The organism is Bradyrhizobium pachyrhizi (genome assembly GCF_001189245.1).
Lineage (GTDB): Bacteria > Pseudomonadota > Alphaproteobacteria > Rhizobiales > Xanthobacteraceae > Bradyrhizobium > Bradyrhizobium pachyrhizi.
In genome coordinates this window covers 70,006-89,984 of the sequence record NZ_LFIQ01000025.1, presented here as the reverse complement: position 1 = coordinate 89,984, position 19,979 = coordinate 70,006, and the positions used below count along the sequence as shown (strand labels likewise).

The following is a 19,979-nucleotide window of genomic DNA, read 5'->3' as shown; positions in this document are numbered from 1 at the left end:
AGCTTCTTGACGCAGGCTCTTGGCCTCTTCAGCAAGTCGCTTTTCAAGGGAGGTGGTCTGCTTTATGCGGCGGCGCTTCTTCATGCGCAGCTTCTCCGTTTCTAATAGTAACGATCTGCGTCAATCGGTGGGGAAAGCGCGGTTCCTAATTTGCAACCGGAACTACGTTCATCCGCGGAGAGCACCGGTAACCACGAAGTCGTTCTCGAATTGTCGCCGCCGTTCACAGTTCGCCGCAGGGCGAGCCCGCGGGTGCGCCCGTTAAGCATCCGGGAAAAAATCGGCAGTCGATTTACCTTTGATTAACGCAAGTTAATTGACTGGCTCAGGCTTTGATTCGATCATCCCGGGACTGGGCAGGGCGATTTCATTTAAGGACATCTTTTCAGGCTCAGAGGGCTAGCCTGATTTAATTGATAGCGGCGGCTCGGCAAAGCATGGGAAGCGGCCCCAGCATCACCTCCAAGGGTGCTGGGGCCGTTTCTTGTCAGCCGGTCTTTGCCAGTCTGCGTCATCGTGACGAATGTGCCGCTCTTGTGGTACTCCAGCCAGCCGGATCCTCGGTGTACTCCAGGCCGGCGGCCCATTACTCAGCCGGTGTCGCCTTCCTGGTAGAGCATCGGATAGTTGATTCTTCCCGATGTAGATCAGGCCATCCTGCACGGACTCGAATACCCGGGCGTGCTCCATGAGGCTGCGGGCAACTTTCTGGAGGTCGGAGTAGGAGCGATCGCCTTTCGTCTTCATTGTCGGATCAGCTCGCTTTTTAAAATCGGCCGGGTAGCTCTCGTGTTCTCAGACTAGTCTAATCTTCTCTTTGAGCTTGCGGTTTATCAGCATTTCGGCCCGCCGCTTTGCCAGCTCAGGGAGCCTTGTGCGCACCGTGCTGCGTATCGTTTCATCGTCAAGCTTGATGATGATCTCGAATTGATCGTCGTATTGGCGGGCCACGCTGAACGCGACGCCTCTGTGGCTGTGGGTGTTTGGCATGCGCGAAATTTAGCTATGGACACGCGCCGGCCGGTACCGGGAATACACGGGCAATCGTCCCGCTACGGTAATAGCGGTATGCGATGTTCGCGTTGGCTCTGCATGCCTGCGTCAGAAGGAAACCCCGCAACGGTGGGGTCTCTCCCAGCCGACGAACTGGGGATTCAGGGCCTGATCGTCAGCTGTACCGCCGCAAAGCGACAGCGTCACTGAGACGGAATACGCTCGTCTCGCGACGCTGGCCTAAACACTGGGCCCTGAAATCCCCCAGCCAAACAAATGTCTCGGCTGACATTAGAAAGTTTAAACTTAAACCCGCCTTCGGGGCGGGGTTTGTTGCCGACCGCCTTGGTGGCTTCTATGTGAGACGACCACTAGAACAAAATTGAGCATTGAGCTAAGCCGTATGGCCCACAGCTAATGCTGCGTCGGTTCGACCGAGCTGGATAGCAGTCTCTCGGTACTTCAGCCCAGGCACGCCGGAGCAGTATCATGGCGCAAGCGCCACAATGTTCAGCGCCAGGCCAATTTCCCGAATCGTTATCTCAGATAACGCGAGGACGTTGGTGACGCCGCGCGTGTGAACGTCGATCATCCTCTTGGCCACTAGGTCGCATAGCGGATCATTTCGATCGACTAGATCGAGCTTGCGCAAGGCGGCGCTGAACGCCAGTTCAATAATGTGCTGCTGGTCGGGGGTTAGATTGATGCCCGTGAATCGACGCGCGAGCGGCATAGCCGTTGCTCCTTTTAGGGTAAGGGCGGGAGCGCGGCGTTGCGTTCTCATCGCCGACCGCCAATGGTTGATGCGTGGCGACGGGCAGAGCGTGCGCCGTAATCGCGACAGGCGCCAGCAATATGTTTTGGCTTCGATGCCGGAACGATCTGAAAAGGGCTCAAAGCACTAAGAGTGCCAAGTTGCCGGGTTTGGCTCTAAATCTCTTCCAACAGCGAATGCCGCCACCTAGAGGAAGCGCTTTCCCCCCGGTTAAGGCGGCGTTGAACATCATCGACGGCTACAAACCTCTGAGTGCTTTTTGGCCGTTAGCCAACGGCTGGCAATTCAACGCCCCAAGCCTTGACAAGAGGAGCGACAATCCTGGCTCTCCCGCTAGGTTTCCCACTTTTCGTCGCAAGGCAATTTGGTCCGTCAGGGCGACGACATTACAGATGAGAATTGGCGCGCCTTCGGGCGGGCTTTCGGTATTGGATCGCTCAAGGCCCGATAAACGGCCCGCACCCATGTTGTCACTGCGTGCTGATGCGCGCGGTGACCGAGGTTGCGGGCGAGCCATCTCTTGGCTAGCAACCCGACCTCTCGCGGGCAATCTTGCACTAGGAATGGACCCCGGCTGCCTCCTGGAAGAAATCCGGACGAGAGCCGGCGCCGGCACGGCCCGGCTTTTGGGCTGGTAAGGCCGCGATGTGTTCTGCCCAACGTTCGAGCGCCTCGCGCATCTCGGCTGCGTAGCGCGCGCGGTTATATACGCCAGCAACGCCCGCCCGGTGACCGCTAACGTGGTTCAGGATCGCCTCCACGATGTGTGGTAACACGCCAAGCCGGTCGGCCATCACAGTGGACGCCGATCTTCGAAGGTCATGAATGGTCCAATGGGCTAAGGGTTCGCCCAGGGCTTCCGCGATCCGCCCATCAAGTGCCGTCTTCGACTTTGACCAGCCCGAGAACCCACGGTGCGGGTCACCGCTGCGTCGGGGTCCGTCACCAAAGAGGAAGTCTCGGCCATCTCGGTGGGGTGGGACTAGGGCCAAGGCGGCGGGAACCAAGGGCAGCAAGTGCTCGCGATGGTTCTTGGTCCGGGTGGCAGGCAGCGTCCAGAGTCCCGAACTGGTATCAAGTTCGGCCCATTGCATACTGCCGACTTCATCACGGCGTTGGGCTGTGAGTAGCAACAGACGCACGATGCGGCCGTAATCGTCATCGCCACAGGCCCGCCAGATGGCTGATAGCTCCTTCTCCGTGAGGACCCGTTCGCGACTTCCCGGCTGCGCTGGTCGATTGGTGCCGAGAACCGGGTTCGCGGCAATGTCGAGGCCCTCGCGTATTGCCCAGTTGAACATTGAGGACAGGGCTGTCCGAGCGCGGGCCGCTGAGACCGCTCCATGAATTGATGCGATGTCAGCGATACGAGCCGAGATATGACGGCGGGTGATTTGGAAAACCGAGACCGGATGCAGGGGTTTCCAGCTGACTAACAAGTAGCGTTCGACTTCCGAATAGGTCCGGGGCTTCAGCCTTTCTTTGGCGTTCCGGAGATATTGATCCGCGATTACCGAGAGCGTGTCGGCCGCCTGCAGGCGCGCCTTGGCTTTCTCGTCCGCGGGGTCTTTGCCGTTGGCAACCAGGCCCAAAAGCCGCTTGGCTTCCTTGCGTGCCAGCTCGGGTGTCCACGGCGCGCCATGAGGACCGATGGTGACGAAGCGCTGCCGACCGAATACGCGGTACTTGAGGACGTAGGTTGCCTGATCGCGTTGACGCCGAACGCCGAAGCCCCGCACCGCTTCGCGGTGGTCTGCATCCCAAATAGTCTCGCCCGGCTTGAGTGCTTGCACCGCACGGATCGTGATACTCGAAACAGCCATCTATCGCCTCTGTAGCTACCACGTAGCTACCACCATAGCGCCAATTGCAGCGCAGGTAAGGCGGGGGCCGGCGGGCTTATTGTTTGATAATACTCCAATTTTCGTACGGAAGGCGGGAATGGCGTAGCACCGGCGGAGGCCTTGCCATGTCTGTGGAACAGGAGGTCGGTGGTTCGAGCCCACCCAACTGTACCATCCGCAAGATCACTCAGAGCTACATCGGATGATCGCAAGGTCGCTCGCCCTTATCGCCCGGCGTGTCATCGCGTCCGCTTGCACTTCTCTGTCCCGTCACCCAAACTGACTGACACGACGCCTTAACGACGCCTAGTGACACCTTTGGGGGATGCATGGGGATCGCCGGTTCAAGGAGTTTTTCGTTTGCGTTGATATCAGGCCTCGCCCTTGCGGCGCTGCTGCTGCCGGGCCGAAGCGAGGCCTACACGCCGGACCAGCAGCAGGCCTGTACGCCCGACGCGTTCCGGCTTTGCAGCCCCGAGATTCCCGACGTCGATCGCATCACGGCCTGCATGATCAGGAACAAGGCGCAGCTGTCGCCGGCCTGCCGCGTATTCTTCCGCGCAGGTCCCGAGCCGCGCGAGGCGAGCGAGCGCGTGGAGCGGCGGCCTGCCAAGCGGAAGGTCTCCAAATCGCACAAGGCGAAGAAGCCGGCGCACTGACCTGGTTCGCATCGCGCGCAGGCGAGGGGTCACCAGCTTGACGCGTGTCGTCGCGCAATCGTGCGCTTCGCGCGAAAATGCGCTTCAGCTCATTGTTTGAGCATGATCTTTTCGGAGAACCTCTTCGCACTTTTCTGCTGTTAGATCGTCTGGCTGCGATTTCAAGTCGGTCGTGCGCGACAGACTGACGCCTTGTGACGCTGTCACGCAGCATCATCTGTGGGGCTTGTGTGGTTTGCCAAATCTGTTCCGCCTGTGGAACGGATGGAGTGGGACGCGTGAGCGAATACTACAAGCAAGAGATCGATCGGCACTTCGCCTGGTTCGAAGCCAAGCTGCCGGACAAGCCGGCGCGCTTCGTCGCGTGGCTGCGCAAGCCGTCGTCACGCTATGTGCGGATTCCGCTTGCGATCCTCCTGATCATCGGCGGCATCTTCAGCTTCTTGCCGGTGCTTGGGCTCTGGATGCTGCCGCTCGGACTCCTTTTGTTCGCGCAGGACGTTCCGTTCCTGCAGAAACCCACCGCGCAATTGCTCGGCTGGATCGAGCGCAAGTGGACCGAGCGCGAGCGCGCGAAAGCTGCCGGAAAACGCTAGGCACTGAGTCATATCAAACGCTTAGCGCTTCCATTTGCGGTTGCGTCATAAGTTCGGTGTGACTCAAAAAGCAAAACGCGCCGGTAATCTTGGCCACATTGCGGATTGCAAGAAATTTTTTCTTTCGCGAATCAGCGTGCTGATTCATTTTCGCCTCCTGGGGTCAATCTGGAGGCCAACGTATGAACGTGATTGTTTTCGCTTCGCGTAAGGGGGGCTCGGGAAAAAGTACCCTGGCTGCTCACCTCGCCGCGCAAGTGCACAAGGCAACGAAGCCCTGTCTGCTGATCGACGCCGATCCGCAGGGCTCGCTGACTCTCTGGCATAAACTACGCGGCACCAACGAGCCGGCGATCAAGACGGCAGTGAACTCGGTCAGCGGGATCATTGCCCAGGCCAAGCGTGACGGCATCGAGTGGGTGTTCATCGACACGCCGCCGAACCTCTCGGCCGTGGTCGACGACTCCATCAAGAACGCCACGATGGTGATTATTCCGGCGCGGCCCGGCGTGTTCGACGTCAACGCCGTGCAGGAAACCATCCAGACCTGCCGCTCGATGCGCAAGCCCTATGCCGTCGTGATCAACGGCGCGCCCGCGCAGCGTGACGGCGCCGAAAGCCGCATCGTCGCGATCGCGCGCGAGGCGCTGGCGAAATTCCGCGCACCGGTGTGGAGCGGCCAGATCACCAACCGCGCCGATCTTCTGATGGCGCTCGGCCAGGGCGAAGGCGCCCGCGAATATTATGCCGAAGGCCGCGCTGCCGCCGAGATCAATCGACTGTGGGCCGCGATCGAACGCTCGATCAAGGCGATCCGCGGCACGGCGTCGGCGTCCGGTACGATGCACAAGCAGGCGGCGTAACAACGCCGCTTACGTTCGAAATGGAAAGAACGCGCGGCACCCGCGCGTTTTTTGTCGTCGAGATATTGCAGTCATTCCGGGGCGATGCGTGAGCGTCGAACCCGGAATCTCGAGATCCCCCGATGCGCAATTGCGCATCTGCGGTCTGGTGCTTCGCACCATCCCGGAATGACAAATTCGGCGGCAGCCCTCACGCCACCATCAGCAAATAAAACACGATCACCGGCGCCAGGGTCAGGATCACCGACCAGATGCCGACAGCCCATAAAATATCCTCGGTCGTAAAGCCCGGCTCGACACCCGGCCTCACGGCAACAAAATTCCTGGAATTCACGACGCCCCCGCGTTGGTCTTGGCAATACGGAAGGCTGATACGCGAGCGGTTTTAAAATGCCGGTTGGAATTTCGCTGGCATTTGCGCGCGGGTGCTACTTCGGATTAACCACGGCCCCGCCGGTCGGCCGGTTTGGCCGGACCGAAAGCCTCAGCGCATTGCGCCGTCCCGATCGCGGATCGCGCCGAGATGCTCGTTGATCCGGAATACGATCAGGATGAACTCGGCGGCGATGCGCGAGAACACGATGCCGACGAAGACGCTGGCGATCGACGCGAGCAGCTGGATGAATCCGACGAACGGGCTGATCGCCATCGCGGTGAGGCTCCACAGGATGCCGGAGATCCCGAACAGCACGATGACCGCGATCACCAGCCAGTAGAACGTCTTGATGATCGTGGGCGTGATGAAGCGGTCCCACTGAAACAGATCCTGGAAATCGAACATCATGGTTCTCCCGGCCAGCCGAATATGATTCGCGTCTCGTTCATCCTACTGCGTGACCGCCGGCGTGATCACTTCATCCCGGGAGCCTGCGCCGCAGGCGTCCGTCGGGACGAGGCTTTCGCCGGGCCAATGGTTTGGGACGGCGCCAGGCGCCTCCGCGACCAGAGGGATCGATACCGCAGAACCCCAAACCATCTCGCCTGGAGCGAGCCCCGGACCGGGCGCCGGCAGTCCAGGGGCGAGCTATGCGAGTGGGCCGGTTGTGATTGCCGCAAATAACGGCCACAATCGGGCTTCCCTCCGGCATATCCTCACCCAATGACCACGCTGACCTTCGAAGACTTCAAGCCCGGCCGCTTCGGCACGTTCGGCCCGCGCCATGTTTCACGCGAGGAAATCCTCGCCTTTGCCGCCGAATTCGACCCGCAGCCGATGCATCTCGACGAGGAGGCGGCGAAGAAATCCATGCTGCGCGGCCTGTCGGGCTCGGGCTGGCATCTCGGCTCGCTGATGATGCGGATGCTGTTCGACGGCTTCATCGGCCGCACCGCCTCGCTCGGTTCGCCCGGCGTCAACGAGATGCGCTGGGTGGCGCCGCTGCGTCCGGGCGACGATTTGACGCTAGACGTCGACGTCGTCGAGGCGCGCGTCTCGAAGAGCCGGCCCGAAACCGGCATCGTCATCTTCAAGGGCACCATCCGCAACGCGCGCGGCGAGATGCTGTGCGAGATGGAGTCGCCGATCATCATCAGCCGCCGCGACGGCGCGAGCGCATAGGAGAGGTCATGCGCTTTTTTGAAGATATCGAGATCGGCGCGCGGCGCGAGTTCGGCTCTTTCACCTTCACGCCTGAGGACATCAAGCGGTTCGCCGCGCAGTTCGATCCGCAGCGCTTCCATCTCGACGAGGAGGAGGGGCGCAACTCGCTGTTCGGCGGGCTCGCCGCATCGGGCTGGCATGTCGCCAGCGTCTGCATGAAGCTGCTCGTCGCCGACGGCAAGCGGCTCGCCGCGGAAGCCGCTGCACGCGGCGAACAGGTCGCGGTCTGGGGGCCCTCGCCTGGCTTCCGCGAACTGCGCTGGATCCGCCCGGTGCTGGCAGGCGATACCGTCAGCTTCACCAACCAGGTCGAGACCAAGCGCACGTCCGAAAAGCGGCCCGAATGGGGCATCCTTCAGGCCCGCAACACCGGCGTCAATCAGCGCAACGAGGTGGTGTTCTCGTTCCTCGCCACCGCTTTCGTGCCGCGGCGGAATCCCGGTTCCTGATGTTGCCAGCGCGCCTCTGATGTTGCCCGGACGCCATGGTTAGCGAATGACTTCTGCTGCCGACGCAGTTGTGCGTTGCGTGGAACTCAGTTTTTGCTAACGCATTCTGAACCTTTGTCCCTGCCTTATGGTTTGAGGGCACGGACATCTGGCAAGAATGACTGGGGATACCATGGCAGATCGCAGCGCGCTGAAACTCGTCGGCATTATCTTCGCGACGGTAACGGTTGTGGTGATGCTGGCCACCGGAATGGTCGTGAAGGGCTTTGCCGACGGCAATTATTCCTTCGAGACCACCGCGAGCATCGACCGCTGATTGACCGTCTGTAACTGCCGGCGCTCGAGGGAGCGCAGGTGGCGTGCATTTGCGCTTTTCAATGTGATCTGTCGGCAGGCTGCGTCACATTTCTTCCAAGCTTCAGTCTAACGATTCCAGATCAGCACCATCACGACCGTCGCGGCTGCCAAGATGCCGATGAACCGGATCATGATCGTGCCGATGCCCTGCTGCGGCTGGCGCAGCGGAATCGGATCGGCGGCGTTGTCCGGCCGGACGCTCTGCATGACTTCGTCTCCAAATGGATGCCCGGCAGGGCGCGGTCCGGACGCGAATTCCGGATTGGACGCGGGCTCGACATCCGACGTTCAAATCGGCTTCTTGCAAAAATTGACATCGCGGAGTTTACACCGCGCTGAATAACGAATCGTTCTGCGCTGAATCAGGCCGCAAAGCGAAGCCGCCGCCCCCTGTTCAGGAGGCGGCGGCGATCAGTTTGGGAAACTGAGCTGTATCAGCTGTTGCGCAGGCCGTCGGCGGCGCGCTTCCACTGCGAGACGTTGTCGGCGATCATGCGCGTCGACTTCATCGCGGCCTGGCTGAGCTGGGCATAGCCGGAGATCTCGCGCTGGACGCGCTGGCCCTCGGCATGCAGCAGGTCACGCAGGCTCTCGAGCTCGCCGATCAGCTTCTCGATCTCGGCGAGCGAGGTGCCGGCGACGCGCTGGATCAGCGAGTTGACGTTGCTGACGGTGGCATCGGTGTTGGTGTCGGTCGGCGCGGTCTCCGGGCTCGCCACCGGCCGGCGCAGATAGGCGATATCGTTGCGCACGAAGTCGCGGATGCCGGCTTCGACTTCCGAGACGGCGGCGAGGTTGGTGTCGACCTCGGACGTCGTTTCGACTTCGGTTTCCTCGGTACGGTTGGTGGCGTTCATCGGCTTTCCCCTTGTTCGCAATGGCGAAGCGCGGCTTGTCCCCCGCACGACGAATTGATGAAGTTACGGACCTATCAGTGCCGCCGAATTTGACCGCATCTGGGCCAAGTTGCGGCAATGCCTGATCATTTAGCGCGATAGAGCTAACAGACCGTTCACCATGAGCGCTTGTAGCCGGCGCTGATGCTCTTGTTGGTGGTGCCCTGGGAGGTCTCGCCGACCGAGCCGGAGACGGTGACGCCGTCGAACAGCTTCTGCTCGGCGCCGATCCGGCGCAGCCATCTGTCGTCGGAGGTCGACAGCGTCTGGCCCGCCGTGATGCTGGTGCCGGTGTCGTTAACGGACAGGCTCGCCGACTGATCGGTGTCGTAGCTGCGCGAGGGGTGGCTGATGATGCCGGGCACCGGGACCACGCCCTGCTGGATGAGGTTGTAGCCGTTCTGCAGCGTCAGCGAATATTGCTCCGACAGCGGCACCGACTTGCTCAGGGAGGTGCCGACCTTGCTCTGGTCGGCGGCGGGATCGAGGCGCGCCTCGACCGAGGTCTTGTCCCAGATCGAGGCCACGCCGCCGGTCGAGATCGCGGCCCAGGCCGAGCCGCCGGACTGCGGCAGGCTGCCGCCATTGGCGAGCCGCTCCGACAATTGCTCGGACGTTGTCATCGTGCCTTGCCTTGCGACCGTCATGTCGGCGCCGATGCGGGTGTCGAGGAATGGCGAGATCGACTGCTTGACCGACACCGCCGACGAGCCGTTGGCGTTGTTGTTGGTCGACCAGGATGGATCGTTGCCTGCGACGCTGGCGGGCCGCGCCGCACGCTTCGGCGCCAGCGTGGGCAGGCTGGTGGAATCGGTGTCGAGCTGGCTCCAGTCGAGCTTGCTCTCGTCGATGTCCTTCAGGATGTCGGCGTCATTGGCATTGGCCGCCGGCGGCTCCCCGTCGGCCGCAGCCTCGGCGTTATCAGCTGCGGTATCCTGGGCGGCGGGAGCGATCTGCCACGGCGGGGTTTGCGCGGCGGCCGACAGCGCCATCGCCAGGCTAAAGCCGGCCGCCAGCACCGGCAGCCTTGCCCAGCCGAATCGTAATGTGAAAGTCATTCCCAGCCCGCAAATTCCAGAGCCGCAGCATGCATTGCCGTGGCGCAAAATTGTGGCATCGGCGCTCTGAAAGCAAGTGATCAACGCGTGATCGTCATGTCCGGGACAAACGCGCCGCGCGTTCGCGCGGCGCGTCCCGAGCGCGGCCGTTCGGGGCTGGCAAAACAGGCCGCCGCTGCCGGGGCGCCTGAACGCGAAGACGCGCTTCGCGCTTTAGCGCCCCGGACGTGACGAAGGCGTGAAATCGAAAAGCCGTCAGACCGCGATGCGCGGCAGATGGATCGGGTAGCCGACGGTCTGCTCGACGAGGTCGAAACTGTCGACCAGCACGCGGAAGCTCGTCAGCTTGCCGGACCTGAACTGCGCGAAATGCGCGATCCGGAGCGAGATCGGCTTGTTGGAGTCGAGTGCCGTCAGCGAATAGCGCAGCATCGAGGCTGCGGAATCCACGCCGAGCATGATCGACTCGCGATCGAAACGGTGAACCCTGAGGTTCTCGCCGATCTGCCGGATCACCTCGAGCACCGCGGCCTTGCCGCGGCGCGCGCCGAAAAAGGAAAACAGGTCGATCGGCCCATAGATGGACCATTCGACCTCGTCGTCGAGCAGCGGCTCGATATCTGCAAGCTGGCGTTCGTTGATCGCGCGATGCAATGCGCGCGAAAAACGCCAGAGACTATGCTCTGTCATTTTGGCCTTGTCCTGAAACTGGATTTTCAAACGCAAACGGATGGCAGGGGATCAGCGCCGACGCCTTGCCAGGTTGCTGCACATCGCTATTGCGGCCTCAAATAGTGCGGGACGGCAAAAACGCAAATGACTTTTTTGCAATGCACAATTGCGCGGAATTTTACCGGAATGTGACCGCCGACCTCTGGATTCTGGTTCTGACGCGCTTCTTTGATGCGAGCCGGCATCCACCCGCATCACGTGCGGGGCAGGCTTCGCGCGAAAACCGATCGCCGCAATTCAGCGGTCGCGCTGCCGCACCGGTTGCCGCTCGATCACGATCTCGGCGTCGCGGATCGCCACCACCGCGAACAGCAACGCGCCGCCGATGCCGCCGATCGCGGCGCCGAGCGGCATGAAGGTGAAAAACACCAGAGTTCCGCTGTCGATACCCGAGGTTCTGGCCAATCCGATCCAGCTAAGCCCGGCTCCGATGCCGAAGGCGGCGCCGCCAAGGGCGCCCAGCGCCAGGCCAAGCACAGCGAGCAATGCGATTTTCATGGTGATTTCAGCCCCGACCGCAACAAGCCCGGTAATAAGTCAGCGCCGGGCCGTCGAGGTTCAACGCCGGCGTTGCGAATTTGCCTGCACGATGTCGTCGTGCCCGGTCAGCGCCGCCGCGACGTCGCGCTCCAGCACCTGCTGGACGAGATCGAAGGTGTCGATGATCTCCCGGATCTCGGTGATCTTGCCGTCGCGCAGCGTGTAGAACACCGCGACGTCGAACTGCACCACGCGGGCGTTGTTGCGCTTGCGGAGGAACACGCGCAGCTGCGCGGCGACCCTGTCGCCCTGGGTCACCACGATCGGCGCCTCGTAGCGCATGTCGGAATAGCGCTCGTGGATCGTGGTCCACATCTGGCGCAGCGCGGCCTTGCCGCGGTGCTGGCCCATATGCGGAAGAATGTCGATCGGGGCGTTGGCGAGAAACGCGACGTCGTCGCTGCAGCGATCGAGCGCGCCCTCGATGCCGCCGGCATAATAGACGTCGAGGAAGTTCAAGACGCGCTGCCGGTTCAAATCCTCGCCCATGATCGACTCCGCCGGTCCGACTCGCTCTGGCCCGGCATAGTGAACCGGAGCATTCCACAATCAAACAACATATGTTTGACGCGCGAGACGCGATTAGGTTCGGCAACCAGTGCGTGCATTGTGGCACAAAATGCATGCGGCGCGCCGGTTCGCGCAATGCGATGACGGCGGCCGTCGCGGTGCTGCCGGCGGTTTATTCCGTGCCCGCGCCACCTAAATCTTCGCGCCCGCGGCCTTGCCGCGGCACCGCCGGCCCGTATGCTTCGCGGCGGAAGGCGGCCGAACAGAGCCGCCCCGATGGGGAGAGACCAATGACGCGCATCACCCACTTCGCCGCGATCCTGTCGCTGCTGGCATGCCCGGCGATCCCGCCCGCCTTCGCACACACGCCGCAGCAGCCTGCCCACCAGCTCTACAACGAAGGCGACCTGAAGCTCGAGAGCGGCGAGGCGATCAAGGATTTCTCGATCTCCTACGTCACCCACGGCACGCTGAACGCGAAGAAGTCGAACGCCATCCTGATGGTGACCGCGATCTCGGGCAATCATCACCGGCTCGATTTCATGATCGGCCCCGGCAAGGCGCTTGACCCCGACAAGTACTTCATCGTCTGCACCGATGCGATCGGTAACGGCCTGACCACATCGCCGAGCAATTCGAAGGCGCAGCCGCGGATGCAGTTCCCGAAATTCGCGATCCGCGACATGGTGGAATCGCAGTACCGGCTGATGAAGGAGAAGCTCGGCATCGACCATGTCGTCGCCGTGGTCGGCCCCTCGATGGGCGGCATGCAGGCGCTGCAATGGGGCGTCAGCCATCCGGACTTCATGGACGCGCTGGTTGCGATGGTGCCGCTTGCGAAGACGCCGGCCTGGTCGGTCGCGGTGATGGAGGCCTCGCGCAAGGCGATCATGAACGATCCGGCGTGGAAGGACGGCAATTACGACGCGCCGCCGGAGAAGGGCCTCAAGCTGTTCCGCGATATCGTTGCGCTGCTCGCGGCGCGCACGCCCGACATGTATGCGGCGCAGTTCAAGTCCGGCCCCGACGTGCTGCCCTGGATGGCCGAGCAGGAGACCGCGCTGTGGAAGCTGTTCGACGCCAACGACTGGATCTACCAGAGCTGGGCCTATGACCGGCACGATGTCGGCACCACGGCCGGGTTCGGCGGCGACACGGCGAAGGCGCTGGCTTCGATCAAGGCGAAGACGCTGATCCTCACCGGCACCAAGGATCTGCTCAATCCCGAATTCGAGCCGAACCAGATGGGCCAGAACATCGGAGCCGTGACCATCAAGACGATCAGCCCGGCCACCGTGACCGGCCACGCCTCGGCCGGCGGTTTCTTCCCGGCGGATGTCGAGTTTCTCAACCGCGAAACCGGGGTGTTCCTCGACGGCGTGACGGACGGCGGCAAGAAACTGAACTGATCGGCTGAACCGGCCGCGCCTCGCAGACGTGCGGCGGCAGCTGTCCGCGAGTTAATGAAACCTCCGCCCGCGCGCCCGGTTGGTTCGCCGTGGGCGACGCATCCGCGATCAGGAGTTCCTTATGAGAAACACCATGCCGCTTGCCGTCGCCGCCCTGGTTGTCCCCAGATAGTTCATGAGAGCGCGCACCGCGCGACGGTGAGCCGGTGCCGACGCCGGCCATGAGGCCTTGAGCTCCTCCGGGGCCGGCCGGTGAAATCGCGCCGGCTCGCTGTCGCGGTGCGTTCGACAACAAGCTAATCCGACGGCGCCGGTTGCCAGCGGCGAGGCCGATGGTGAACCGCTTCGCCTTCCCGGAACCGGCCGTGCCGCTTCGCCGTTGATGCGGCAGCATTGCATTGGAGCCGCATCATGAAATCGATTGTTCTCGCGTCAGTCATTGCCCTCAGCGTGCTTGCCACAGCGTCTTCCGCCGACGCCAAGGGTTGCATCAAGGGCGCGATCGTCGGCGGCGTCGCCGGTCATTATGCCGGCCATCACGGCATGCTCGGCGCCGCGGCCGGGTGCCTCTACGGCCGCCATCACGCCAAACAGCAGCGCCAGCAGCAGCCGCAGTCACAGCCCGCGCAGCAGGAGAAACTGTAAGGTCAGTTGTGAAGTCACGTTCCCCGGAACGGAAGTGTCGTTCCGGGAACGCCGTCCGCACCGGCCGCGTTGTCTCCATGCGTAACGGAGACGATGATGACGAAACCAAAGACAAAGACCATCCAGCCCGTTCCCGACGACAACAAGAGCCACAAGGGCCCCGGCAGCACCCCCAGCGTTCCCATCGACACCACCAAGGGCCATCGCGACGACGAGAAACACAACATCCGCGAGCAGGCCGCGCACGGCAATCTGACCCAGAACACCAGCAACAAGCGATCGGGGTAGGCGCAGGGCGAGGCATATTCCGCCGTCGTCCCGGCGAAGGCCGGGACCCATAACCACCGGGCCATGTTGTTGAAGCAAGCTGGGGCCACAGCGTATCACAATGATTTCCGCTGGTGGTAATGGGTCCCGGCCTTCGCCGGGACGACGGTGGGAATCCGTTTCACATGTCAAACAGCTTGTGCGGTGTCATCACCCGTGCATGCGGGTGATGCAGTATTCCAGAGACATCCGTGCGTGAGCCGAGAGCCCGCGGCTTCTCCGGACGTCGTCCCTGCTTTCGCAGGGACGACAGCGAACATGTGGTTCGGCCGGTGCGTCATACTTCCGCAGTCTCGCGATATGATCCGCCCGAGCTTTGCGCTTCCCTTGCGCGCTGTTGCCGATCGGCCTTATCTGCGAGCATGCAGATCAGGGACGAACGCCCCGAAGACGCCGCCGCGATCAGCCGCGTCACGGCGGCCGCATTCGCAACAGCGCCGCACAGCAGCGGCACCGAAGCACGCATCGTCGAGGCGCTGCGCGCGCCGGCGCGCTGACGCTCTCGCTGGTGGCTGTCTCCGAGGTCGGCAGCATCGCCGGCCACGTCGCGTTCTCGCCGGTCCGGATCGATGGCGTAGCGGGGCGCTGGCATGGCCTCGGCCCGGTCTCGGTCGCACCCGACATGCAACGGCGCGGAACCGGCAAAGCTCTGCTATGCGAGGGGCTCATCCGGCTTGCGGAGCTCGGGGCCGATGGCTGCGTCGTGCTCGGCGATCCCGCGTACTACCGTCGCTTCGGCTTCCTCGATGATCGCCGGCGGACCTATGGCGGCAAGCCGAGCCGATACTTTCAGCGGATAGTGTTGAAGGGCAAGGCGCCCAAGGGGGATGTGAGCTACCATCCGGCGTTCGACGTGGCGTGATCGAGGAGAGGCTGAAGATGAAGCTGTCTATGGCAGCGTCATTTCCTCGATCCTTGCCGGCATCGCGCCAAAATCGCTCAACCGCGCCCAGTTCGGTCGTATCCGCACATAGCCGATGTTCGGCCATGTCTCGCGCGTCGGACCGTCGGGCCACGCCGCGAAATACACCTGCTTGCACGCAGCGAGCTCCGCGCCGCTCGGGAAGTCCGCGACGCCCTCGACCTGCGCAGTCTGCTCGGCGTCCCAACCGATCACCAGCGCCGCGTGCGGATCGGCGCGGAGGTTCTGGTATTTGCGCGAGGTGGTCAGGGTGTCGAAGATGATCTCAAGATTGTCGCTGACCGCGATCCCGACGACCGCCGCCTGGGGCGCGTTGTCGTGAACCGTGCTGACCACCGCGAGCCGATGCATCCGCAGGAAGGCGAGCAGCTCGGCGCGCGTCATGATCTACCTTTTCTTCCAGCCGCCGCGTTTCCCCGGCGCGCCGCCGCTCGACCGCGGCGACGGGCCGAACTCCGGCCCCGACTGCCGCGAGTCGGTCGGCTGGATGATGCGGCTCGTGGCGCCGAACGGCTTTGCCGGCAGCGCACCGCTGGGGCGGAAGGGCAGCGATTCCGGGCCGTGCATCTCGTCGAGATCGGGCTTGTGCACCCGTGAGCCGGACTTGCCGCCGCGGCCTGCCTTGAGCGAGGTCTGCGCCGACTTGTTCTTCAATGCGCTGACCGGCAGGTTGGCGGCATCGCCGTATTTTCGGGTGCCGGCATAGGCGCCGGCCTGCTTCTGCACGTTGCGCTGCTTGGCGGTGGGGTCGTCGACCACGGCCATCTCGGTGGCGCGCAGCCGCTTGACCTCGTCGCGCAGGCGGGCGGCTTCCTCGAAGTTCAAATCGGCCGCGGCCTCGCGCATCCGCGTTTCGAGATCGCTCAGCACGGCCTCGAAATTATGCCCGATACTGATCACGTCGTCAGCCATGCCGCCGTCGCCGATCTCGACCAGCACGTGGTCGCGCTCGTAGACGGAGTTCAGGATGTCGCCGATCGATTTCTTGACGCTCTCCGGCGTGATGCCGTTGGCCTCGTTGTACTCGACCTGCTTCTCGCGGCGCCGCGTGGTCTCGGCCATCGCGCGCTCCATCGAGCCGGTCATGCTGTCGGCATAGAGGATCACCTTGCCGTCGACGTTGCGCGCGGCGCGGCCGATGGTCTGGATCAGCGAGGTCTCGCTGCGCAGAAAGCCTTCCTTGTCGGCATCGAGGATCGCGACCAGCGCGCATTCGGGAATATCGAGGCCCTCGCGCAAGAGGTTGATGCCGACCAGCGCGTCGAACGCGCCGAGGCGGAGATCCCGGATGATCTCGATACGCTCGATGGTGTCGATATCCGAGTGCATGTAGCGGACGCGGATGCCCTGCTCGTGCAGATATTCGGTGAGGTCCTCCGCCATGCGCTTGGTGAGCACCGTGATCAGCGAGCGATAGCCGGCGGCTGCGGTCGCGCGCACCTCGCCGACGAGGTCGTCGACCTGGGTGCGCGCAGGGCGGATATCGACCGGCGGATCAATCAGCCCAGTCGGACGGATCACCTGCTCGACGAATACGCCGCCGCTTTCGTTCAGCTCCCAGCCGCTCGGCGTTGCCGACACCGCAACCGTCTGCGGCCGCATCATGTCCCACTCCTCGAAGCGGAGCGGGCGGTTGTCCATGCAGGAGGGCAGACGGAAGCCGTATTCGGCGAGCGTCGCCTTGCGGCGGAAGTCGCCGCGGAACATCGCGCCGATCTGCGGCACGGTGACATGGCTCTCGTCGGCGAAGATCAGCGCGTTGTCCGGCACATATTCGAACAGCGTCGGCGGCGGCTCGCCGGGGCGACGCCCGGTGAGATAGCGCGAATAGTTCTCGATGCCGGCGCAGCTTCCGGTCGCCTCCATCATCTCGAGATCGAAGGTGGTGCGCTGCTCGAGCCGCTGCGCCTCCAGGAGGCGGCCCTGGTCGTTGAGCTGGTCGAGCCGCTGCTTCAGCTCCGACTTGATCGACTTGATCGCCTGCACCAGCGTCGGGCGCGGCGTCACATAGTGTGAATTGGCGTACATCTTGATGAATTCGAGCTCGTCCTGCTTGTGGCCGGTGAGCGGGTCGAACTCCTCGATGGTCTCGATGGTGTCGCCGAACAGGTTCACCCGCCAGGCGCGGTCCTCATAGTGCGCCGGGAAGATGTCGATGACGTCGCCGCGGACGCGGAAGGTGCCGCGGGTGAACTCGGCCTGGGTGCGCTTGTATTGCAGCGCAACGAGGTCGGCGATCAATTGCCGCTGGTCGATGCGCTCGCCCTTCTTCAGCGCGAAGGTCATCGCGGTGTAGGTCTCGACCGAGCCGATACCGTAGATGCAGGACACGGAAGCGACGATGATGACGTCGTCGCGCTCGAGCAGCGCGCGCGTCGCCGAGTGACGCATGCGGTCGATCTGCTCGTTGATCGAGGAATCCTTCTCGATATAGGTGTCGGTGCGCGGGACGTAGGCTTCCGGCTGGTAGTAGTCGTAATAGCTGACGAAATACTCGACGGCGTTGTCGGGGAAGAAGTTCTTGAACTCGCCATAGAGCTGGGCGGCCAGCGTCTTGTTCGGCGCCAGGATCAGCGCCGGGCGCTGCGTCGCCTCGATCACCTTGGCCATGGTGTAGGTCTTGCCCGAGCCAGTGACGCCGAGCAGCACCTGGGTGCGGTCGTTGCGGTCGATGCCCTCGACCAGTTCGGCGATCGCGGTCGGCTGGTCGCCCTTCGGTTGGTAGTCGGACTTGATCTCGAAGCGCACGCCGCCTTCGGATTTCTCCGGGCGCGGCGGGCGGTGAGGGGCCCACACCCGCATCGAGCCGTCGTCCTTGCGGAATTCCGGGCGGCCGTCGCGGATCAGGTTCTCCAGCGCGTCGGCGGTCGCCTTGACGCCGAGCGCCTCCATCTTGCTGCGCGGCGGCCGCGCCAAGGCCTCCTCGTCATCCTCGGCGGTCGGCAGACCGAGCTGCCGCGCCAGTTCCGGATCGAGCGTCGGGATGGTGGCCGAGGTGCCGTAATTGGCCTGCGGGGCCTCGCCGAGGCCCGAACTATCGCGCTTCGCGACGCCCTCGCTGGTCTCGCGCGTCGACGCCCGCGCGCGATGCGCGGCGGCCTCGCCGCCGGCGCGGCGGTCCCAGGAATTGTCTGGCGGCGGCTGCAGGCCGGTGCCCGAACCCATGCCGGCATCGCCGCGGTTGATCGCGGGATTGAGCAATTCGGCAAGCGCGGGCCCGATCGGGAGGACCTCGGGCCGGTGAGCTTTGGATTTGGGGGTTTTGCCGAGCTTTTTCGGAGTGTTCGGTGTCTTCGCCATGCCCCGAATATGGGACGAGTCCGGCAGCGAGAAAAGGGCAAACGGCGGCTGGATGGCTGCGCGGGCGAGGCTGCTGACAGCAGGGTGTCAGCAGGCGGCGCGTCGCGGAGTTCAGACGCGCGGCAGGTCGACGATGTCGAGATGGATCCCGCCGCAGCCGTCGCAGCGCATGGTCCAGTATTCGGCGGCGCGGCCGGGGATCACGCGCAGCAGCGAAAGCGATGCGGCGCATTCCGGGCAGCTGGTGCGGACCTGCGCCGGCCAGACCGGATCCGGCTCGCATTGCGGGACGGCGGCGACCACGACGTTGCCGGTCACGCCGACGCTTCGGCCGCCGGCATTGTCATGCCATAGCGTTGCGGGAACCGGTCGATAGCCCGCTTCGCGTCGGCGATCGCCGCATCCGGATCGGACCACGCAAAACCGATGTCGAGCGTCGGAAACAGCATGCCATCGATGACGACCGGCCTTTGATCGACCCGTTGAACCCTGGCGTGCCATTGCCCCTTCCCCACTTCGAACGACTTGATCTCAAAACCGCTGTAAATCATGTGCGACCTCGAAACGCCCTTCTCATAGGAAGCACGAGCGCGTTGCGCTAAATGTGAAGCAGTTCACAACTCGTCCGGTTTATTTCCAGGAAGCAATGGAACCCGGAGCTAGCGGCGGCTCGCGATGTGGTCGGCGAGCACGGCGGCGTCGTCGCCGACGCCTGACAGGAACGAGGATTTCATCTTCGACAGCCATTGCAGGCCGAGGAAATAGAGGCCCGGCACGTCGGAGACGCCGTGGCGGTGTCGCGGCGCCCCGTCGGCATCCAGCAGCGGTATGTCGATCCAGTTCAGATCGAGGCCATAGCCGGTGGCCCAGATCACGCTGCTGATCCGCGCGGCGCGCAGGTCGACCGCATCGAGCGGCGCGGTGAGGCACGGCGGGTCGGGCAAACGGACGCGTGCCAAGGGATCGTCGGGATGATCGAGGCCGCGCGCCGCGACGAAGTCGTCGACGATCCCGAGGAACGTCGCGTAATAAGCGTCGCCATTGGCGATGTTGGCGGCGAGATCGGGCGCGATCTCCAGCACGCCGTCGCGCGCCGCCGTCACGCGGCCGAGCAGGGTCACGCCGCCGGCGGCGAAGCGGCGGAAATCGACGGTGTGGCCGCCATGGGCGCCGGAAATCACCGGCAGCAGCCGCGACGGACCGCGCTGCTCGACCGGCGTCTGGTCGATGCCCATCTCGGCCAGCCACCAGATCAGGTCACGGCTGCGATAGCGGCGCGGCAGGCGGTTGTGACGTCCGACCGAGAGGAAGACATCGCGGCCGGCGCGCATCAGCTCTTCGGCGATCTGCGCACCCGAGGCGCCGGCACCGACCACCAGCACCGCACCGTCAGGCAATTGCGCGGGATTCCTGTTGCCGGCGGCATCGACCTGAAACAGGCCGGGATGCTCGCGCAGCAGATCGGGCCGCAGCGGCCGTTGATAGGGACCGGTGGCGATGACGA

General features: G+C 63.5%; 28 protein-coding genes. 11 read left to right on the top strand and 17 right to left on the bottom strand.

Annotated features, from left to right (window positions below):
- Positions 1-795: 795 nt before the first annotated feature.
- The 3 genes from AKL29_RS02470 to AKL29_RS02460 form a co-directional block, all read right to left on the bottom strand.
- Entirely contained in the window at positions 796-990 is a 195-nt protein-coding gene (locus tag AKL29_RS02470) for a hypothetical protein (RefSeq protein ID WP_050382846.1), read from the bottom strand.
- Positions 991-1,480: 490 nt separating this feature from the next.
- Positions 1,481-1,726 carry a hypothetical protein gene (locus tag AKL29_RS02465; protein ID WP_050382845.1) on the bottom strand — a complete coding sequence of 82 codons (246 nt, stop codon included), beginning with the start codon at positions 1,724-1,726 and terminating at the stop codon, positions 1,481-1,483.
- 599 nt (positions 1,727-2,325) lie between these two features.
- Positions 2,326-3,591: a tyrosine-type recombinase/integrase gene (locus tag AKL29_RS02460; protein ID WP_244481697.1), complete on the bottom strand. Its 1,266-nt coding sequence runs from the start codon at positions 3,589-3,591 to the stop codon at positions 2,326-2,328.
- A gap of 350 nt (positions 3,592-3,941) precedes the next feature.
- Between AKL29_RS02460 and AKL29_RS02455 the strand changes: the two genes are divergently transcribed.
- Together AKL29_RS02455 and AKL29_RS02450 are read left to right on the top strand one after the other, a co-directional pair.
- On the top strand, positions 3,942-4,271 hold the full coding sequence (locus tag AKL29_RS02455) for a hypothetical protein (protein WP_244481696.1): 330 nt from the start codon (positions 3,942-3,944) through the stop codon (positions 4,269-4,271).
- A 269-nt stretch (positions 4,272-4,540) separates the two neighbouring features.
- On the top strand, positions 4,541-4,867 hold the full coding sequence (locus tag AKL29_RS02450; RefSeq protein ID WP_082190445.1) for a hypothetical protein: 327 nt from the start codon (positions 4,541-4,543) through the stop codon (positions 4,865-4,867).
- A gap of 13 nt (positions 4,868-4,880) precedes the next feature.
- On the opposite strand, the gene AKL29_RS46240 is transcribed toward AKL29_RS02450, so the two are convergent.
- The gene (locus AKL29_RS46240) at positions 4,881-5,015 is read right to left on the bottom strand and encodes a hypothetical protein (protein ID WP_283089399.1); all 135 of its coding nucleotides are present in this window, start codon (positions 5,013-5,015) and stop codon (positions 4,881-4,883) included.
- A gap of 34 nt (positions 5,016-5,049) precedes the next feature.
- On the opposite strand from AKL29_RS46240, the gene AKL29_RS02445 reads away from it, so the two are divergent.
- Positions 5,050-5,730 (top strand): ParA family protein, encoded by a 681-nt coding sequence (locus AKL29_RS02445; RefSeq protein WP_028336032.1) that lies wholly within the window; start codon positions 5,050-5,052, stop codon positions 5,728-5,730.
- A 190-nt stretch (positions 5,731-5,920) separates the two neighbouring features.
- Here AKL29_RS02445 and AKL29_RS43210 read toward each other — a convergent pair whose 3' ends face one another.
- Positions 5,921-6,064, bottom strand: coding sequence for a hypothetical protein (locus AKL29_RS43210; protein WP_167350368.1), 144 nt, complete (start codon positions 6,062-6,064; stop codon positions 5,921-5,923).
- Positions 6,065-6,214: 150 nt separating this feature from the next.
- Positions 6,215-6,511 (bottom strand): DUF4282 domain-containing protein, encoded by a 297-nt coding sequence (locus AKL29_RS02440; protein ID WP_026193358.1) that lies wholly within the window; start codon positions 6,509-6,511, stop codon positions 6,215-6,217.
- A 318-nt stretch (positions 6,512-6,829) separates the two neighbouring features.
- Here AKL29_RS02440 and AKL29_RS02435 point away from each other — a divergent pair, with 318 nt between their 5' ends.
- The 3 genes from AKL29_RS02435 (at position 6,830) to AKL29_RS43205 (ending at position 8,095) form a co-directional block, all read left to right on the top strand.
- Positions 6,830-7,288, top strand: a complete 459-nt coding sequence (locus tag AKL29_RS02435) for a MaoC family dehydratase (RefSeq protein ID WP_050382842.1) — start codon at positions 6,830-6,832, stop codon at positions 7,286-7,288.
- Between the two features lie 8 nt (positions 7,289-7,296).
- Positions 7,297-7,779, top strand: a complete 483-nt coding sequence (locus AKL29_RS02430; RefSeq protein ID WP_028336034.1) for a MaoC family dehydratase — start codon at positions 7,297-7,299, stop codon at positions 7,777-7,779.
- Positions 7,780-7,951: 172 nt separating this feature from the next.
- Positions 7,952-8,095 (top strand): hypothetical protein, encoded by a 144-nt coding sequence (locus tag AKL29_RS43205; RefSeq protein ID WP_016841369.1) that lies wholly within the window; start codon positions 7,952-7,954, stop codon positions 8,093-8,095.
- 107 nt (positions 8,096-8,202) lie between these two features.
- On the opposite strand, the gene AKL29_RS43200 is transcribed toward AKL29_RS43205, so the two are convergent.
- The 6 genes from AKL29_RS43200 to AKL29_RS02405 form a co-directional block, all read right to left on the bottom strand.
- Positions 8,203-8,343, bottom strand: coding sequence for a hypothetical protein (locus AKL29_RS43200; protein ID WP_167350365.1), 141 nt, complete (start codon positions 8,341-8,343; stop codon positions 8,203-8,205).
- Between the two features lie 227 nt (positions 8,344-8,570).
- Positions 8,571-8,993: a hypothetical protein gene (locus AKL29_RS02425; protein ID WP_050382841.1), complete on the bottom strand. Its 423-nt coding sequence runs from the start codon at positions 8,991-8,993 to the stop codon at positions 8,571-8,573.
- 155 nt (positions 8,994-9,148) lie between these two features.
- Positions 9,149-10,090 carry a hypothetical protein gene (locus AKL29_RS02420; protein WP_050382839.1) on the bottom strand — a complete coding sequence of 314 codons (942 nt, stop codon included), beginning with the start codon at positions 10,088-10,090 and terminating at the stop codon, positions 9,149-9,151.
- 255 nt (positions 10,091-10,345) lie between these two features.
- Entirely contained in the window at positions 10,346-10,780 is a 435-nt protein-coding gene (locus tag AKL29_RS02415) for a nuclear transport factor 2 family protein (protein WP_050383027.1), read from the bottom strand.
- A gap of 279 nt (positions 10,781-11,059) precedes the next feature.
- A complete protein-coding gene (locus AKL29_RS02410; RefSeq protein WP_028336038.1) occupies positions 11,060-11,320 on the bottom strand; it encodes a hypothetical protein in 261 nt (86 codons plus the stop codon).
- 60 nt (positions 11,321-11,380) lie between these two features.
- Complete coding sequence (locus tag AKL29_RS02405) at positions 11,381-11,851, bottom strand: nuclear transport factor 2 family protein (RefSeq protein WP_050382837.1); 471 nt, start codon at positions 11,849-11,851, stop codon at positions 11,381-11,383.
- Positions 11,852-12,162: 311 nt separating this feature from the next.
- Here AKL29_RS02405 and AKL29_RS02400 point away from each other — a divergent pair, with 311 nt between their 5' ends.
- From AKL29_RS02400 to AKL29_RS02385, 5 genes are all read left to right on the top strand, one after another.
- Positions 12,163-13,281 carry an alpha/beta fold hydrolase gene (locus AKL29_RS02400; protein WP_050383025.1) on the top strand — a complete coding sequence of 373 codons (1,119 nt, stop codon included), beginning with the start codon at positions 12,163-12,165 and terminating at the stop codon, positions 13,279-13,281.
- 411 nt (positions 13,282-13,692) lie between these two features.
- Positions 13,693-13,926 (top strand): hypothetical protein, encoded by a 234-nt coding sequence (locus tag AKL29_RS02395; RefSeq protein WP_050382835.1) that lies wholly within the window; start codon positions 13,693-13,695, stop codon positions 13,924-13,926.
- A 96-nt stretch (positions 13,927-14,022) separates the two neighbouring features.
- Positions 14,023-14,214: a hypothetical protein gene (locus tag AKL29_RS02390; RefSeq protein ID WP_172646835.1), complete on the top strand. Its 192-nt coding sequence runs from the start codon at positions 14,023-14,025 to the stop codon at positions 14,212-14,214.
- A 401-nt stretch (positions 14,215-14,615) separates the two neighbouring features.
- Positions 14,616-14,750 (top strand): hypothetical protein, encoded by a 135-nt coding sequence (locus tag AKL29_RS46540; RefSeq protein ID WP_410712112.1) that lies wholly within the window; start codon positions 14,616-14,618, stop codon positions 14,748-14,750.
- 11 nt (positions 14,751-14,761) lie between these two features.
- Positions 14,762-15,115 (top strand): GNAT family N-acetyltransferase, encoded by a 354-nt coding sequence (locus AKL29_RS02385; protein ID WP_410712111.1) that lies wholly within the window; start codon positions 14,762-14,764, stop codon positions 15,113-15,115.
- A gap of 27 nt (positions 15,116-15,142) precedes the next feature.
- On the opposite strand, the gene AKL29_RS02380 is transcribed toward AKL29_RS02385, so the two are convergent.
- The 5 genes from AKL29_RS02380 to AKL29_RS02360 all read right to left on the bottom strand — a co-directional run.
- Positions 15,143-15,559 (bottom strand): pyridoxamine 5'-phosphate oxidase family protein, encoded by a 417-nt coding sequence (locus tag AKL29_RS02380; RefSeq protein WP_050382829.1) that lies wholly within the window; start codon positions 15,557-15,559, stop codon positions 15,143-15,145.
- Between the two features lie 3 nt (positions 15,560-15,562).
- Positions 15,563-18,475 carry an excinuclease ABC subunit UvrB gene (gene uvrB, locus AKL29_RS02375; protein ID WP_082190444.1) on the bottom strand — a complete coding sequence of 971 codons (2,913 nt, stop codon included), beginning with the start codon at positions 18,473-18,475 and terminating at the stop codon, positions 15,563-15,565.
- A 111-nt stretch (positions 18,476-18,586) separates the two neighbouring features.
- The gene (locus AKL29_RS02370; protein WP_028336044.1) at positions 18,587-18,793 is read right to left on the bottom strand and encodes a zf-TFIIB domain-containing protein; all 207 of its coding nucleotides are present in this window, start codon (positions 18,791-18,793) and stop codon (positions 18,587-18,589) included.
- Positions 18,790-19,026, bottom strand: a complete 237-nt coding sequence (locus tag AKL29_RS02365) for a hypothetical protein (protein ID WP_038377734.1) — start codon at positions 19,024-19,026, stop codon at positions 18,790-18,792. Before AKL29_RS02365 ends, AKL29_RS02370 begins: the two co-directional genes overlap by 4 nt.
- Before the next feature lie 108 nt (positions 19,027-19,134).
- The coding region (locus AKL29_RS02360) for an NAD(P)/FAD-dependent oxidoreductase (protein ID WP_244481695.1) at positions 19,135-19,979 on the bottom strand (845 nt) is incomplete at its 5' end.

Coding starts and splice junctions, on each gene's coding strand:
- AKL29_RS02470 (WP_050382846.1), bottom strand. CDS start 990: ATGCCAAACACCCACAGCCACAGAGGCGTCGCGTTCAGCGTGGCCCGC.
- AKL29_RS02465 (WP_050382845.1), bottom strand. CDS start 1,726: ATGCCGCTCGCGCGTCGATTCACGGGCATCAATCTAACCCCCGACCAG.
- AKL29_RS02460 (WP_244481697.1), bottom strand. CDS start 3,591: ATGGCTGTTTCGAGTATCACGATCCGTGCGGTGCAAGCACTCAAGCCG.
- AKL29_RS02455 (WP_244481696.1), top strand. CDS start 3,942: ATGGGGATCGCCGGTTCAAGGAGTTTTTCGTTTGCGTTGATATCAGGC.
- AKL29_RS46240 (WP_283089399.1), bottom strand. CDS start 5,015: ATGAATCAGCACGCTGATTCGCGAAAGAAAAAATTTCTTGCAATCCGC.
- AKL29_RS02445 (WP_028336032.1), top strand. CDS start 5,050: ATGAACGTGATTGTTTTCGCTTCGCGTAAGGGGGGCTCGGGAAAAAGT.
- AKL29_RS02440 (WP_026193358.1), bottom strand. CDS start 6,511: ATGTTCGATTTCCAGGATCTGTTTCAGTGGGACCGCTTCATCACGCCC.
- AKL29_RS02435 (WP_050382842.1), top strand. CDS start 6,830: ATGACCACGCTGACCTTCGAAGACTTCAAGCCCGGCCGCTTCGGCACG.
- AKL29_RS02430 (WP_028336034.1), top strand. CDS start 7,297: ATGCGCTTTTTTGAAGATATCGAGATCGGCGCGCGGCGCGAGTTCGGC.
- AKL29_RS43205 (WP_016841369.1), top strand. CDS start 7,952: ATGGCAGATCGCAGCGCGCTGAAACTCGTCGGCATTATCTTCGCGACG.
- AKL29_RS43200 (WP_167350365.1), bottom strand. CDS start 8,343: ATGCAGAGCGTCCGGCCGGACAACGCCGCCGATCCGATTCCGCTGCGC.
- AKL29_RS02425 (WP_050382841.1), bottom strand. CDS start 8,993: ATGAACGCCACCAACCGTACCGAGGAAACCGAAGTCGAAACGACGTCC.
- AKL29_RS02420 (WP_050382839.1), bottom strand. CDS start 10,090: ATGACTTTCACATTACGATTCGGCTGGGCAAGGCTGCCGGTGCTGGCG.
- AKL29_RS02415 (WP_050383027.1), bottom strand. CDS start 10,780: ATGACAGAGCATAGTCTCTGGCGTTTTTCGCGCGCATTGCATCGCGCG.
- AKL29_RS02410 (WP_028336038.1), bottom strand. CDS start 11,320: ATGAAAATCGCATTGCTCGCTGTGCTTGGCCTGGCGCTGGGCGCCCTT.
- AKL29_RS02405 (WP_050382837.1), bottom strand. CDS start 11,851: ATGGGCGAGGATTTGAACCGGCAGCGCGTCTTGAACTTCCTCGACGTC.
- AKL29_RS02400 (WP_050383025.1), top strand. CDS start 12,163: ATGACGCGCATCACCCACTTCGCCGCGATCCTGTCGCTGCTGGCATGC.
- AKL29_RS02395 (WP_050382835.1), top strand. CDS start 13,693: ATGAAATCGATTGTTCTCGCGTCAGTCATTGCCCTCAGCGTGCTTGCC.
- AKL29_RS02390 (WP_172646835.1), top strand. CDS start 14,023: ATGACGAAACCAAAGACAAAGACCATCCAGCCCGTTCCCGACGACAAC.
- AKL29_RS46540 (WP_410712112.1), top strand. CDS start 14,616: ATGCAGATCAGGGACGAACGCCCCGAAGACGCCGCCGCGATCAGCCGC.
- AKL29_RS02380 (WP_050382829.1), bottom strand. CDS start 15,559: ATGACGCGCGCCGAGCTGCTCGCCTTCCTGCGGATGCATCGGCTCGCG.
- uvrB (WP_082190444.1), bottom strand. CDS start 18,475: ATGGCGAAGACACCGAACACTCCGAAAAAGCTCGGCAAAACCCCCAAA.
- AKL29_RS02365 (WP_038377734.1), bottom strand. CDS start 19,026: ATGATTTACAGCGGTTTTGAGATCAAGTCGTTCGAAGTGGGGAAGGGG.